This is a genomic window from Luteibacter sp. 9133 (genome assembly GCF_000800155.1).
GTDB classification, from domain to species: Bacteria; Pseudomonadota; Gammaproteobacteria; order Xanthomonadales; family Rhodanobacteraceae; genus Luteibacter; species Luteibacter mycovicinus.
Window position 1 is genome coordinate 3,509,846 of the sequence record NZ_JUHO01000001.1, and the last position, 14,003, is coordinate 3,523,848.

Sequence of the window (14,003 nt, forward strand, 5' to 3'; positions counted from 1 at the left end):
GCGAGCCCCGCCCGCATCCCTTCAACGCTTCGATGGCAGCGACTGCTTCAGCGTCTCTATCCCATCCCACGGGTCCGCCGTAAGTGACCTCGCCCGTTTCAACGCTTTCGACAGGCCGAATGCAGCGCCTGTCTTGAGCCGCGCTATCTCCTCCCAGCGTACCGGCATGGCGACCGGCGCCCCCGCGCGTGCACGCAGCGACCATCCCGTGACGCTGGTCGCACCCCTCGTGTTGCGTAGCCAGTCGATAAAGATCAGCCCTTCACGCTTCGCCTTGCTCGCTTCCGCGATATACCGTGTCGGGGCAGCATCCACCATGTCGCGCGCAACGCCTTCGCAGAAGGACTTCAACACCTCCCACGACGGTCCGCGGTCGAACGGCGCGACCACGTGCAGACCCTTGCCTCCCGATGTGCGCACAAACGATTCGAGGCCGGAGGCGGCCAGTCGCTCGCGGATGGCCCGGGCGCATGCGACCACAGCCTTCCACTCGACGCCCGCAGCGGGATCGATATCGAAGATGAGACGATCGGGCCGATCCGGATCCTCGACCCGTGCACCCCACGGATGAAACTCCAGCGTGTTCATCTGTATGAGTTCGAGAACGCCTTCGACATCCTCGACGTACAGGTATTCCGCGGTACCTCCGTCCTTCTCTTTCAGCTTTACCGCTTTGACATGCTTGCCCAGCGCATCCGCGTGGTGCTTCTGAAAGAAGCACGCGCCCGTCGTTCCGCGGGGACACCGCACGACCGACAACGGGCGTCCATGCAACTCCGGCAGCATGTGTGACGCCACCGCTTCGTAGTAAGCGGCCACATCACCCTTGGTCGGCCCGCCTTCACCGAACACCTCGCGGTCGGGGTGCGTGATGGCGACGCCGTCGACGATAAGCGGATCCATGGCGTCAGCCCGCCCGGCGGCGCTTGGCAGGTGTCTTGCGCGCCGCCATTTTCTTCACGGGCGCCTTTTTTGCCGCCGTTTTTTTCGCGGCGGTTTTCTTCGTGGCTGTTTTTTTCACGGGAGCCGCGCCGACCGCATCCTTCTTCGCAGGCGTTCGCGTCTTTGCGCCCAGGCTTTTCTTCAGCAGGGCCATGAAGTCGACCACGTTGGTGGTGGCGTTCTCCGGTGTCCGGTCGTCTTCATCGTCCACCGTGGTCGTGACGCCCTTGGTCTTAAGACGCTTCTCGATCGTCTTGCGCAACTTGTCGCGGAACTCGTCCCGGTAGTCACCGGGCGACCATTCGGCGGACATCGACTCGATCAGGTCCGAGGCCATCTCGATTTCGCGTGGCGATATGCGGTATGACGACGCGCCCTTGTCGGGCAGCTCGTAATCGTTCATATCGACGATTTCGGACTGATAACGGAGGATGTTGAGAACCAGACCATCGCCCTGCGGCATCACCGCCGCGAGGTACTCCTTCGTGCGGATGACGACACGCGCGATACCGATCTTGCCGGTCTTCTTCAGGGTTTCGCGGAGCAGGACATAACCCTTCTCAGCCTTCTTGGCCGGAAGCAGGATGTACGGCTTTTCGAAGTACGAAGGCGCGATGGAGGCGGCGTCGACAAACGCGTCGATTTCCACCGTCTCATGCGCGTCGCTGGCCGCATTCTTGATGTCGTCCTCTTCCAGGACGACATAACTGCCCTTCTGATATTCGAACGCCTTGACGATGTCCTTCCAGGGCACCTCTTCGCCGGTATCGGCGTTGACGCGCTCGTAGCGAACCGGTGTGTTGCTCCGCTGGTCGAGCATACGGAAGTGGATGTCGTTGCGGCGCTCGCCCGACATCAGGCGGATCGGCACGTTGAGCAGACCGAACGACAATGTACCGGTCCAGATGGGGCGGGCCATATGGGCGATCCTCGGGCAGCGGGAGGCCCGAGCATCGCGCCGACGACGTGCAGGGAACGCCAAAGGCGTCCCTGCACCCTGCTTTTACTTGCCAGCGTCGATCACCGGCAGCTCGATCGCACTGGCCGTACCCGGCGCGTGCCAGATCTGCTGCGTGGCCTTCCGGTAGTCGGACGGCCTGGCAAAGAAGATGTTCGGCACGAAGGTCTGCGGGTTGCGGTCGTACAGCGGGAACCAGGAGGACTGCACCTGAACCATGACGCGGTGCCCCGGCAGGAATGTGTGGTTCACCGTCGGCAGTCCGAAGCGGTATTCGAGCGGTGTGTCAGGCGTCAGCGGCTTCGCCTCGCTGAACCCCTCGCGATACCGCCCGCGCAGGATGTCCATCGACACCGAGAGCTCGTAGCCCCCCATGGCGGGCGTCGACGCGTTCGTTTCGGGATAGACGTCGATCAGCTTGACCACCCAGTCGCTGTCCGTGCCGCTCGTCGAGGCGTAGAGATTCACCTGCGGAGCGCCGGCAACGCGCAGGGGAGCCGTCAGCGGCTCGGTCATGTAGGTCACGACATCCGGGCGTCCATCGGCAAACCGCTGATCCTGGACCAGCCAGGTCGTCCATGACTGGCGATCGGCAAAATGCACCGGGCGCGGTACGTAGGGCACCGGCTTGGCAGGATCGGAAACGTACTCGTCATACTTCGGCGCGCCGTCCACGGGGCCCGTAAACGACAACTTTCCATTGGCGCTGAGATACAGGGGACGGGTCGTTTTACCCTGCGGCCACGACGGGAAGCGGTCCCAGTGGTTTTCGCCGGTGTTGTAGATCAGCACCGGAGGCGTCTTCGCCCTGGGCGCGCCGTCGACCAGGTACTGGTTGAAGAACGGCAGGAGCACGTCGCGGCGGAACTGCAGCGCGGTGTCGCCGTCCCAGTTGAGCGCACCCAGCGACGAGGCGTTGTAGTTCACCTGACTGTGCCGCCACGGACCCATGACCAGGAAGTTCTTGTCGTTGCCCTTGTCCTTCGGCTCAACGGCTTCGTAACTATGGATGGCGCCCCACATGTCTTCCTGGTCCCACAGGCCCTGCAGCCACATGACGGGTACCTTGAGCGGCTGACGGGCCATTTCCTTATCCAGCGCCTGGTCCTGCCAATAGGCGTCGTAGGCGGGGTGCTCGCTCAGCTTGCGCCAATAGGGCAGCTGATCGAGGCCGGCGGCCCGGGCGTAATCACCTGCCGAGCCCGCCGTGAGGAAATTCGTGTAGTCGTCGTAGCCCGCGTGCGTCACGGCGTCGCCCTTGCCGCGTTTCGAATTCTGGCCGGCGATGTAGTCGAAATTGGTCTGGCGGAAGGCACCGTAGTGGAACCAGTCGTCGCCCATCCAACCATCCACCATGGGGCTTTCAGGCGCGGCCACCTTGAGTGCCGGATGCGGATTGACCAGCGCCATGACCACCGTAAAGCCCTCGTACGACGAACCGATCATGCCGACCTTGCCGTTGGACTCGGGCAAATTTTTCGTCAGCCAGTCGATCGTGTCGTAGGCGTCGGTCGAGTGATCGACCTCGGACGAATTGAGCGGCCCACGAAGGGGACGCGTCATGACGTAGTCGCCCTCGGAGCCATACTTGCCACGGATGTCCTGGAAAACACGGATATAGCCGGCGTCGACGAAGACCTCGTCGCCCTCGGGCAGCAGGTCGCGCATCGTATGGGCGTCCGTGCGCTGGGCGCGCCCGTCGGCGTTGTAGGGGGTACGGGTCAGCAGGATCGGCGCGTGCTTCGCGTTCCTGGGAATCACGATGACGGTGTGAAGCTTCACGCCGTCGCGCATCGGGATCTCGACGACACGCTTGATGTAGTCGTTGGCCGCCAGGGGGCTCTCGAACTTCGCCGGGATATCCGGCGTCATGGGCGCGGTCTGCGCCGCGGCGAGGGACGAGGCGACGGCGAAGGAAAGCGCCAGCATGGGAAGCAGAACGGAACGGGACGTCATCGGGATTCCTGTGGCTGTGGGACGGAGGAGCCGCCCTAGCGTGCCGCATCCTGAATGGAAGGGCTACGACCTTTCTCAAGTCCAGCCTGCGTGGCACGGCCTTTGCGCAAAAAAAACGCCGCTCCTGAGAGCGGCGTTCTTCCCGCCCGCCCGTCAGGGCAGGAGCGGCGTAGCGACTTACTGAGCCGGAGCGGTCGAAGCCGGAGCCGGAGCAGCAGTGCCGGCGGCAGCCGGAGCAGCCGTGGTGGCAGCGGCCGGAGCCTCAGCCGGGGTAGCAGCCGGAGCGGCAGCCGGGGCGGTAGCGGCAGCAGCCGGGGCGTCAGCCGGGGCGGCCGCGTCTTCGGACTTGTTGCAGCCCGACAGGGCGGCGACGGCGACAAACGCCAGGGCGGTAAGGGAAATGACCTTCATGATTCTTTGCTCCTCGTTTTGTAATACATAGGCAGATACGACGATGGAATTCCGCCCTGAATAGGCAGTACCCCACGGATTTTGCCGCACCAGCAGGCGGATAACACTCGCGTCCTCGACGAACCGGTCCGAAGATAGGCTCGCCTAGGATGCAACGACCATAGTGAAGCGTGGATGTCCGGCGGCGCAGCGCTAGACGTGCTCGCAGACATTTTCAGAATAATCGCGTTCCCCCCTCGGAAGCCAGTCCCTACTCTGTCATTCGGAAGTTGCCGTCGGCGCCCTGCCGACGGCCAGACAAGGAGAGACGCTTCATGAGTACCCCCCACATCCCCCACCCGCGCCGTCGCTCCCTCATGCGACGCCGCTACCTCACCGCCCTCGTAGCCGCCTTCCTGCCTCCCGTGGCGGGCGCCGAAACGCCGCTGTTTCTTGCCGGGGCCGACAAGAACCTGGACGTCCCCGACGGCACGTATGAAACGCGCGCCGCCTCTTCCTACGTCCTTCAGGTGGAAAAAAAGGGCGCCGCCCATGTCGGCCATGCCACGTTCGACACGTTTGGCTTTCAGTCGCACGCCGTCTTCATCACCGATAACCGGAGCGAGGTGACGATCGAAGGCGGCACCCTGCATACGCGGGGAAACCTGGCATACGGCATCCGTGCCAGGGATACCGGCATAGCCGCGAACGTCACGCTCACGGGCACGACGATCGTCACCGAGGGAGCCGGCGCCCTGGGCGCGGCCTTCGAGGGAAACGCCGGCGGCGTCCTGACCGGAGGCAGCATCACGACCGGCGGTGACACGGCGATCGGCATCCGCGGCATCGAAGGAGGCAACGTGTCGGTCAAAGGGACGACCATCACGACCCGGGGCAAGACCGCTCATGCCCTGTATGTAGACGGCTCCACGCCCGACAGAGCGACGGCATCCGCGCTCCAGGCGACTGAAACGACGGTACGCACCGACGGAGACGACAGCACGGGCGTGCACGTGATGCTGGGCGCGACGGCCTCGTTGACCGACGTAAACATCAGCACGGGCGGCGAGTCGGCGCATGCGCTCGATGCAAACACACTGCATGGCCAGATTACGATCCAGGGCGGCGAGTGGCATACCCGGGGTGACGAGGCGGATGGCCTCTACGTTCTCGACGGCCAGCGTATCGTAGCGGCGCGGACGAACGTGACGACCACCGGGAAAAACGCGATCGGCATCGATAACCGCGCATCGTCCGTGGGCCTCGACAGCGTTTCCATCACGACGGCAGGCGAGTCCGCATTCGGCCTCAACGTCCAGGGTGGTGACTTCAACGCTTCGCCAGGCCTCGATGCCGCAGATACGAAGATCCTTACGACGGGAACGAAGGCGCATGGTGCGGTCGCCCGAGGGGATGGCCGTATCGACTTCACCGGCTCATCCATCGAAACGGAAGGAGACGACGCCCACGGCCTCGTCGTTAACGATGCGGACGTACGGGCCCGCAATACGAACATCGTCACTCACGGCGCGGGTGCCTTCGGTGCCCGGGTCGTGCGTGGGGGCGCGCTCGACATGAAGGGAGGCTCGCTCATCAGTGACAAGGCCTCGGCGCTCAGCCTGAGCGACTCCGGGCGTCTTCGTTTCGACGGCACGGTCATCAGGGGTGGCAATGGCGTGTTCGTCGACCTGACTCCCGAATCGGAGCAGCCCATCACCGTCACGCTTCAGAACGCGGCAACCGCGGACGGCATTATCCGCCGCATCCCTGCGGACGGTGACGCCGTTCCCGACAATACGAAGCTGTCGCTGGACGTCACCTCCGGCGCTCGCTGGACGGGTGCGACCTCCATCGTTCGCGATCTCTCCCTCCAATCCGGGGGCACCTGGAACGTGACCGCCAACAGCCGGGTCGACCACCTGAGCAACCATGCGGGCGTCGTGACCTTCGCGCCTGAGCGTCCCGATGCATTCGCCACACTGACCATTTCGGGAGACTATGACGGAAAGGACGGCGTCTTTCGTATGCGCGCGCGCCTCGGCGATGATTCGTCGCCCGCCGATCGCATCCATGTGCTGGGCAACACATCCGGCACCAGCGGCATTGCCGTCGACACCCTGGGCAGCCAGGGCGATGTGACGCAAGAAGGTATCCAGCTCGTCCGCGTCGACGGTCGCTCGGACGGCGTCTTCGCGTTACTTGGCCGTGCGGTGGCCGGTCCTTACGAATATTTTCTCCACAAGGGCTCGTTGAAGAATCCATCCGACGGCGGTTGGTATCTGCGATCGTCGATCACCGACCCCGTCGTCGACCCGGTTGTCGTGCCGGGCGACCCGGACACCGATCCCGTGACCGAGAATCCGGACGTCCCGGCCGTTGTCGATCCGCCGCTCCCGCCACCCCCGGTGTTGCGCCCCGAGGTCGGCGCCTACCGCGCCAACCAGACGGCGGCGCTGGAAATGTTCCAGGGCGGACCCGGCGGCGGCGAGGACGACGAGCGCGAAGGCGTGAGGCAAAGCGTGTGGGCACGATTCGACCGGCGCCATACCGCTTTCAACATCGGCGACGAACTCACGACGACCGCGTCGACCAGCGAGCTGACCCTCGGTGCCGATCTGCTTCGCAGCGATTCCTCGTCCGAAGGCTATCTGGGCGTCATGGCCGCGGCCGGGAGCGCGGACACGCGTGCCACGTCGGCGCTGACACACTACTCGGCGAAGGGGCGCGTACGCGGGACGGCCGCCGGTGTTTACGGCGGCGTGCGTCTGGACGATGGCTCGTACGTCCGCGGGTGGGCCCAGTACGCTCATTTCAACCAGCGCCTGGAAGGCGATGCCCTGGCGGATGAGCGCTACGGGAGCGGGGCCCTGAGCGCCAGCCTCGAGGCCGGCCGTCGCTGGCGCCTGGCGCTCAATCGCGACACGGACGTCTATCTCGAACCGCAGGCGCAGGTCCTCGCGACAAGGCTTCGTGGCGGCTCGCTCACCGAAGCCAATGGGACACGCGTCACGCCGCTGCACGCGAGTGGTGCCACGGGGCGCCTCGGCCTGCGCGGCGCGGCACGCTGGCATACGCCCAGCGGCCATACGGCATCGCCCTACTTCTCGGCCAGCTGGCTGCGTCGCCTCGGCCGCCTGGATGCGACGCAAATCGGGATGGATACCTTCAACGCAGGCGTGCCGCGCAATGCCTACGCGCTGAAGCTGGGTCTGACCTTGCTGCGCGCCAACGGGTGGCGCGCGTGGTCCGACGTCGAAACGCGCTTCGGCACGCATGGGTATCGCCGTGTCACCGGCAGCCTGGGCATTCGTCGCGCCTGGTAAACGCGGGTCCCGGGTCGCCGTCGGCGACCCGGGATGACCGATGCGGCGTCCGCTGTCAGCCGACTACCTCAGGCGATGAAACAACGCCGCGCTTTGCCGTTACCGTGCTTCCTATGGAGGCCACGACGATAAAGCCGATCGCGCTCCACTGCGAAACGGTAAGCAGTTCGCCGAGCAGCAACATGGCCCATAGCGAAGCTACCGCTGGCTCAAGGCTGACCATGATGCCGAACGTTTCACTCGGCAGGCGCTTCAGAGCCATCATCTCCAGCGACATCGGGATCGCGCTCGATACGATGGCCACACCCAGTCCCGCCAGCAGAATCGCGGGGTGCAGCAGGGAAGATCCCGCGTGAGCGATACCGTAAGGGACCACGACCAGACTGGCCGCCACCAGACCCAGCGAGACCGAATGACCTGCATGCAAATGGCCGGCCTGCTTACCGAAAACGATATAGAGCGCCCAGCAAACGGCCGCGCCGAGCGCGAGCGCTACGCCCGTGGGATCGACCGTATGCTGGCCGGCCAGCGGCAACAGCATGCCCAGCCCAATGACGGCGAAGGCAAGCCAGACGAAGTCGATCGCCCTTCGCGAGGCGAGCATCGCCACGGCCAGGGGCCCGCTGAACTCGATGGCAACGGCGATACCGAACGGAATGGTTCGTAGCGCCAGATAGAAAAGCAGATTCATGACGCCCAGCGTCAACCCGTAGCGGATCACGAAGCCGGCGTCACGCCGACTGAGCGGCCAGCGCCAGGGCCGCCAGAACAGCACGAGAACGATCGCGGAAAAACCCACGCGGAGCGCCGACGTGCCCTCCGCGCCGATGAGAGGGAACAATCGTTTCGCGAACGACGTGCCGATGCACAACGAGGTCACCGAGCCGAGCACGGCCAGGGCCGGCAGCCAGAGAGAGGTTTGGCGGGGAGTCATGGCGCCACTGTAGCGAGGCATTGGCGAGCATTCCATGGGCGCCGTCCGGACGGCGATGAACAGGCGGACACTAGACTGATAATCTCGTATGGACATATAGTCCACTCAGACCCGCTCGTATCCGCCACGCTTCCAGGACCGACTGATGACCACCCTTCCCGATTTCCAGCTGGAGACCTACTTTTCCCGCTGGGAGTTCTCGGTGCGCTACAACCTCGCGGCTTCCGATGCGCAAAGCCTCACCGTATCGGCACTGCTCGACCTGGCGGACGACCGTGATCGTGCCGCGTTCGGGTCTCTGCCGCTGAGCTACACGCAGACTTACGGCGCCCCTGAACTTCGTGAAGCGATCGCGTCGACCTACGAGGGCAGGCAGGCAGCCGACATTCTCTGCTTCGCCGGAGGTGAGGAAGCGCTCTACATCGCCATGCGCGTACTGCTCGAGCCCACCGATCACGCCATCGTGGTCACGCCCAATTACCAGTCGGCGGAAACCATCCCTGCGGCGATCTGCGACGTCACCGGCGTCGCGCTCCGTCCCGGCGATCACTGGTCGCTCGACATCGACGAGATAAGAGCGGCCGTACGACCGAACACCCGGCTGATCGCCATCAATTTCCCGCACAACCCCACCGGAAAAATTCTCGAGCAGGATCGTTTTGACGCACTGATCGCGCTCTGCCGCAAGCACGGCATCTGGCTGCTCAGCGACGAAGTCAACCGGCCTCTCGGAGCGACAGGCACCGTGCACTTGCCGCAGGCCACCGATGTCTACGAGCGCGGGATATCGATCGGCGTCATGTCCAAGGCATACGGACTGCCAGGGCTGCGCATTGGCTGGATCGCCTGTGCCGACCACGAACTCCTGCAACGCATGGAGCGATACAAACACTACACATCGATCTGCAACTCGGGGCCTTCGGAACAGCTTGCGCTGATCGCCCTGAAAGCCCGCGACGCCATCCTCGATCGGCAGCGACTGCTTCTCGACCGTAATCTCGAACGCGTCGACGCCTTCTTCCGCGAGTGGAGCGAGCGATTCGAATGGCGCCGCCCGGACGGAGGTTGCATCGCCTTTCCGCGCTACCTCGGTCCGGAAGGCGTCGAAGTCTTCGCGAAGCGCCTGGTCGAAGAAGCGGGAATCCTGTTGCTTCCCGCCTCCAACTACCAGTCCACGCTGACCGCGACGCCTGACGACCGTTTCCGCATCGGATTTGGTCGCAACGAAACAGGTGATGCCCTGACCGAGCTATCCGAATACCTCCGGCGCACGAGCTGACAGGTCTATTTCAGGAGCTGGTCGATGACCGGATCCATCTTGGACTTGACGCTCTGCCACTTGGCGACGGAAAGCCCGCCCTTACCCTTGAGATGATATTCCGCAAAAGCCACCTGGCGGCCGTCGCGTTCCAGGCGCAACTCGGCGTGAGACAAGTAAAGAGCAAAGTCCCAGGACTGAAGCGCCGTGTATGTGAGCACGTACGGGCAGTTGTCTGCCCCGATCGTCGAGTAGACGTCCGTGGCGATCCCGTGACGTTTGAAGCCTTCGCGTAAAACTGGCAGGAAGTCCTTGACGATGACGTCCGGATTCTCACGAATGCACACGTGATCGACGTGCAATGCCGGATCGAGCGGCCTCACCTGAACGGATGTGCAGCCAGCCGCAAGGAGCGGCACTAAAGTCAGTGGCAGATAACGCATGAATGGTCCCCGGTTAATTGAGAACGGGCGCCCAAGGGCGCCCGTTTATCGATCATTCCCTGCCGATCAGGATCAGAACGGGATGTCGTCGTCGTCGAAGCCTTCGTTGACCGGCGGTGCGGAACGCTGCGGAGGCGCGTTGCCACCACGGGGCTGGCCGTAGTCGTCGCCGCCACCACGCTGCGATTGACCGCCACCGTAGTTGCCGCCGCCACGCTGCTGACCGCCACCACCGCTACCGCCACCCCAGTTGCCACCGCCGCTCTGGCCGGCACCGCCGCTGCGAGGCGCCTGCTGACGTGCGCCACCGCCCTGGCCGCCGCCGAAACCGCCACCGCCTTCACCGCCACCCTGGCCGCCGAGCATCTGCATCTCGTTGGCAATGATGTCCGTGGAGTAGCGCTCGATGCCGTCCTTATCGGTGTACTTGTCGGTGCGAAGAGAACCCTCGATATATACCTGACGCCCCTTCTTCAGATACTCACCGGCGATTTCGGCCAGCTTGCCGAACAACTTCACACGGTGCCATTCGGTGCGCTCCTGCTTTTCGCCCGACTGCTTGTCGGTCCAGGCTTCCGACGTGGCTAGACGCAGACTGGTGATGGCCGTACCGCTACCGGTGTAACGGGTCTCGGGATCCGCGCCGAGGTTGCCGACAATGATGACCTTGTTTATACCGCGTGCCATGGATTTCCCTCGTATTCGTGTCGTTGGACGCCCGATCCGGCGGATCGTCGTCGCTCCCGCCCATCATAGCGAGCCTGCGACAAGCACGGGCTGGCGGGGTCGGACCGTGTAGTTTGGGCGATGGCCGCCATCACCGCAAACCCCGATGCGCCGGCCGCCGCCGGAGCGCGCTGTCGTCCCAGTCTCATTCCCAGGTGATCTCGACCACCGCGGTGGCCGTCGCATCCCCGGCGCCAAGATTGCCTGTCCTCACGTACCTTGCCTCGAAAGCGAGCTGCGGGGCGCCACCCGGCCAGGAGAAGCCGACAGGCGTCTTTCCATCGGGAACGATCGACTCCCCCGCTCCGGTCCGCATCTCGATCGCGACACCACGCGCCGTACCCTCAGGCTGGAGCAGCCGGGGATCGGGCGGATACGGACGAGCGCGCAGTGTCACGGCAGCGCGCGTCGCACCGACGCAGTCGACGCCGGAAAATGCTGCGCGACGCCATGGGCTAGCCGCACCAACCCGTCCCAGGTCGCCGTAGGCGACGCTTCCGAGGTCGATCCGGATCCGTTGATCCGCGAGCCCGCAAGAAGCGACCACGGCTCCAGTGACCTCGAAATCGAGACGGTCGTCCGCCCGCGTCCCTTCCGGGGTCACGGCCATGAGTAACGCGGCCATACCGCCCTTTGTGAGGGAGGCGATCCTGATCGTCATCTGCATACTCCTTCGTAATGTTTCAGTCCGGCCCGTTCGCCTGCCAGCGTCGGCCGCAGATCGCAGCCGCCTCCCGCCTGATCCGACCAGCGCACCCTCAGGGCGGGCGTGCCGCCGTCCGAGCGAAGGAACGACCGACCGCCCTGCCCGATCACCCCGATCGAGCGGCCCTGGTCGTCGACCACCTCCGCACCGAACGGCAACGGTGCCCCATCGCTGCGACGCCCGGTGAGGAGAATCGTCGCATGTTCGTCCGTCTCGAATGGGATAAGGACCACCGCGCCTGCCGTGGGGACCACACGCGCATGAGTCGACGCCAGTGAGACCCCGAGCGGCAGACCCGTGGGATCGATGTCCACACTGTTCCAACGGTAAGGGGCGAGGCTCGGCACGATGGCGTATCCGCGCCTGTCGACGTGAACGGATGAGGCCGACGCCAGGCGCGCGCCCCGCGCATGACGCGCCTGCACCAGTCCGGAGGCGTTACCCAGGAAGGGTGCGAGGGTGATCCCACCCGCATGAGCCACGATACCGCCCGAAGCGGACAGCGAAGCCGCTCTGCTCACACGGGACCGCTCGACGGCGACGCTGAGATCGCCGCCACCGGACGCACGGGAAACCGATGCGTCCAGCCGTGGACCACCGGCATGTGTCGCAGCCGATGCGGCATACCCCCACGCACCCTCGCTACCAGCGCTCCCGAGCAGACCGGCCCGCAGTTGCTTGCCGTCCGGCCCCATGCGCAACGCGGCCTGCGACGCCACGCGCGAACGCTCACCGTCCAGGGGAAGGGAGACCGATACCTGTGCGGTGTTTTCCGAGGCGCGGCCAGACGAACGCGACGCCGTTCTTAACGAACGACGTAAAGAAACGTCCACAACGGCCGCGCCCTTGACGTGGCTCCATGACAAGGCCTGATCCCACTCCCCGCCTCCGCTGTCCGGCAGGTGCGTGTAGCCGAACGCGAGGCCGAATGAGCCGCCGGCTTCGTCGAACATGTGTTGATATGAGATATCCGCTCTTCGCTGTCGCGCGGGTGAGCGATCGGCGTTCATCGCTCCCGCTGCCATTCGCTGCGCCCCGCCTGACACGGTGGCTGAGATCACGCCCCCACGATCCGACCGATGTCCGTAACGCAGCCGCCAGAGCGTTCCGACCGGTCCCGCACGCCGGGCCAGCGCGTGAGTCACATCGGCCGAGAACGCGCCGACCAGCGTGTCGACCGCCGCGCCACCCACCAGCCACGTGCCGCTTCCGATCACACGCTGTGCTGCCTGTACGGTCCAGCCGTGGCGCACACCGCGACGCCAGGCGGCTTCGAGCAGCCACGGCTGGCGAGACGAACCTCCACGCCATCGGCCCATGCCCATCGAGTAGCGGGTAGCGCCTTCACGCATCAAAAGCGGCAACGAAAAGTAAGGCACCCTGTAACGAATACGGCGACCGTCGGCTTCGACGATCTCAACGGAGAGATCCCCTCCCCGTCCCGCCACGCCCAGATCGTCGATGACGAAGGCACCCGGTGGAACGGACAGCTCCCTGAGCAAGCGACCGCCCTGACTGACCGTCACCCTCGCATGGGTCGCCGCGACGCCGCGTACCTGAGGCGCATAGCCATCACCCGCGTCGGGACGCATACGCACGTCACTGGCAAGCCTCACGCCGCAAACGAGGACCGGCTCCAGCAGATCGTCCCCCATGATGACGTCTCCCGCTCTCCAGCGTGCCTGGAGCCGGTCGACAGCTCGTTCGACGAACGTGTGTCCCTGCCGGTATTGGCCCTGCGACCATGATCCGGCGTGACGAAACCGGTAGCGGCCCAGATTCAACCCCGCATCGCCGGTGAGGAACAGGGAGCGCGAGGACCGATGCCGTAACGCGCTTTGGTGAAAATTGGCGCGCCACGCCAGCAGCGCGGCTGTCACGCCGTCCTTCCATTGCTCGCGAGGCGCGACGCCGCGGGGACGACGTACCAGCCACGCTTGCGGAACTTCAATGTCGAGGCGCTGCTCGGCGACGTCGAGCCGCGCCGTGCTTTGCGGGATGCGCTCGCTGATAGGCGCGCAATCGTCCTCTGCGGACGACGACTCTTTCCTGACGAGGCCAAAACTTTCGAGCTCTGCCCGACTCAGGCATGGCGAAGCATCGTTGTCCGTGTAACGCTCGACAAAGCGTACGGTGCGGCGTACCTGCCACTCGTCGTTCATCCAGATGTCGACGTCGTAGACGCCGGGCAGGACGGGATTTCCATGGGCATAACGGGAGAGGTCAAGTCCCATGGCGAGACCATCCGGAAGAAAGCCCGCGTCGAACTGAACGGATCGTGCGTCCTGCGCACAGACCACGCAACTCATGAATATCCCGGCCACGCCCACCATGCACGCGCTCACCCACCGAGCGGGGAGAGCGCCA

General features: G+C 64.8%; 11 protein-coding genes. 2 read left to right on the plus strand and 9 right to left on the minus strand.

Translation table 11 applies throughout. The features are described 5' to 3' along the window. Nucleotides 1–21 precede the first annotated feature (21 nt). The 4 genes from ligD to FA87_RS15375 all read right to left on the minus strand — a co-directional run bounded on the left by ligD (nucleotide 22) and on the right by FA87_RS15375 (nucleotide 4,267). A complete protein-coding gene (gene ligD, locus FA87_RS15360) occupies nucleotides 22–903 on the minus strand; it encodes a non-homologous end-joining DNA ligase (RefSeq protein ID WP_052191379.1) in 882 nt (293 codons plus the stop codon). Between the two features lie 4 nt (nucleotides 904–907). After that, nucleotides 908–1,861 carry a Ku protein gene (locus tag FA87_RS15365; RefSeq protein WP_043695725.1) on the minus strand — a complete coding sequence of 318 codons (954 nt, stop codon included), beginning with the start codon at nucleotides 1,859–1,861 and terminating at the stop codon, nucleotides 908–910. Between the two features lie 84 nt (nucleotides 1,862–1,945). Then, entirely contained in the window at nucleotides 1,946–3,856 is a 1,911-nt protein-coding gene (locus FA87_RS15370) for a CocE/NonD family hydrolase (protein ID WP_043695727.1), read from the minus strand. Nucleotides 3,857–4,033: 177 nt separating this feature from the next. Continuing rightward, a complete protein-coding gene (locus FA87_RS15375) occupies nucleotides 4,034–4,267 on the minus strand; it encodes a hypothetical protein (RefSeq protein WP_043695729.1) in 234 nt (77 codons plus the stop codon). Nucleotides 4,268–4,581: 314 nt separating this feature from the next. Between FA87_RS15375 and FA87_RS15380 the strand changes: the two genes are divergently transcribed. Next, the gene (locus tag FA87_RS15380) at nucleotides 4,582–7,569 is read left to right on the plus strand and encodes an autotransporter outer membrane beta-barrel domain-containing protein (protein WP_043695731.1); all 2,988 of its coding nucleotides are present in this window, start codon (nucleotides 4,582–4,584) and stop codon (nucleotides 7,567–7,569) included. 55 nt (nucleotides 7,570–7,624) lie between these two features. On the opposite strand, the gene FA87_RS15385 is transcribed toward FA87_RS15380, so the two are convergent. After that, nucleotides 7,625–8,503, minus strand: coding sequence for an EamA family transporter (locus FA87_RS15385; RefSeq protein WP_081996698.1), 879 nt, complete (start codon nucleotides 8,501–8,503; stop codon nucleotides 7,625–7,627). 145 nt (nucleotides 8,504–8,648) lie between these two features. Between FA87_RS15385 and FA87_RS15390 the strand changes: the two genes are divergently transcribed. After that, nucleotides 8,649–9,782, plus strand: coding sequence for an aminotransferase class I/II-fold pyridoxal phosphate-dependent enzyme (locus FA87_RS15390; RefSeq protein ID WP_036110518.1), 1,134 nt, complete (start codon nucleotides 8,649–8,651; stop codon nucleotides 9,780–9,782). 5 nt (nucleotides 9,783–9,787) lie between these two features. Here FA87_RS15390 and FA87_RS15395 read toward each other — a convergent pair whose 3' ends face one another. The 4 genes from FA87_RS15395 to FA87_RS15410 all read right to left on the minus strand — a co-directional run bounded on the left by FA87_RS15395 (nucleotide 9,788) and on the right by FA87_RS15410 (nucleotide 13,945). Then, nucleotides 9,788–10,204 carry an Sbal_3080 family lipoprotein gene (locus FA87_RS15395; RefSeq protein ID WP_036110516.1) on the minus strand — a complete coding sequence of 139 codons (417 nt, stop codon included), beginning with the start codon at nucleotides 10,202–10,204 and terminating at the stop codon, nucleotides 9,788–9,790. Between the two features lie 72 nt (nucleotides 10,205–10,276). Then, nucleotides 10,277–10,891, minus strand: a complete 615-nt coding sequence (gene ssb, locus FA87_RS15400) for a single-stranded DNA-binding protein (RefSeq protein WP_036110513.1) — start codon at nucleotides 10,889–10,891, stop codon at nucleotides 10,277–10,279. Nucleotides 10,892–11,075: 184 nt separating this feature from the next. Further along, the gene (locus FA87_RS15405) at nucleotides 11,076–11,591 is read right to left on the minus strand and encodes a fimbrial protein (RefSeq protein WP_043695735.1); all 516 of its coding nucleotides are present in this window, start codon (nucleotides 11,589–11,591) and stop codon (nucleotides 11,076–11,078) included. Then, the gene (locus FA87_RS15410; protein ID WP_197062426.1) at nucleotides 11,588–13,945 is read right to left on the minus strand and encodes a fimbria/pilus outer membrane usher protein; all 2,358 of its coding nucleotides are present in this window, start codon (nucleotides 13,943–13,945) and stop codon (nucleotides 11,588–11,590) included. The genes FA87_RS15405 and FA87_RS15410 overlap by 4 nt, the downstream gene beginning before the upstream one ends. Between the last annotated feature and the right edge of the window lie 58 nt (nucleotides 13,946–14,003).

What these genes read in the sequence shown, in the direction of transcription:
- ligD (WP_052191379.1), bottom strand. Translation starts at nt 903, where the DNA reads ATGGATCCGCTTATCGTCGACGGCGTCGCCATCACGCACCCCGACCGC.
- FA87_RS15365 (WP_043695725.1), bottom strand. Translation starts at nt 1,861, where the DNA reads ATGGCCCGCCCCATCTGGACCGGTACATTGTCGTTCGGTCTGCTCAAC.
- FA87_RS15370 (WP_043695727.1), bottom strand. Translation starts at nt 3,856, where the DNA reads ATGACGTCCCGTTCCGTTCTGCTTCCCATGCTGGCGCTTTCCTTCGCC.
- FA87_RS15375 (WP_043695729.1), bottom strand. Translation starts at nt 4,267, where the DNA reads ATGAAGGTCATTTCCCTTACCGCCCTGGCGTTTGTCGCCGTCGCCGCC.
- FA87_RS15380 (WP_043695731.1), top strand. Translation starts at nt 4,582, where the DNA reads ATGAGTACCCCCCACATCCCCCACCCGCGCCGTCGCTCCCTCATGCGA.
- FA87_RS15385 (WP_081996698.1), bottom strand. Translation starts at nt 8,503, where the DNA reads ATGACTCCCCGCCAAACCTCTCTCTGGCTGCCGGCCCTGGCCGTGCTC.
- FA87_RS15390 (WP_036110518.1), top strand. Translation starts at nt 8,649, where the DNA reads ATGACCACCCTTCCCGATTTCCAGCTGGAGACCTACTTTTCCCGCTGG.
- FA87_RS15395 (WP_036110516.1), bottom strand. Translation starts at nt 10,204, where the DNA reads ATGCGTTATCTGCCACTGACTTTAGTGCCGCTCCTTGCGGCTGGCTGC.
- ssb (WP_036110513.1), bottom strand. Translation starts at nt 10,891, where the DNA reads ATGGCACGCGGTATAAACAAGGTCATCATTGTCGGCAACCTCGGCGCG.
- FA87_RS15405 (WP_043695735.1), bottom strand. Translation starts at nt 11,591, where the DNA reads ATGACGATCAGGATCGCCTCCCTCACAAAGGGCGGTATGGCCGCGTTA.
- FA87_RS15410 (WP_197062426.1), bottom strand. Translation starts at nt 13,945, where the DNA reads ATGAGTTGCGTGGTCTGTGCGCAGGACGCACGATCCGTTCAGTTCGAC.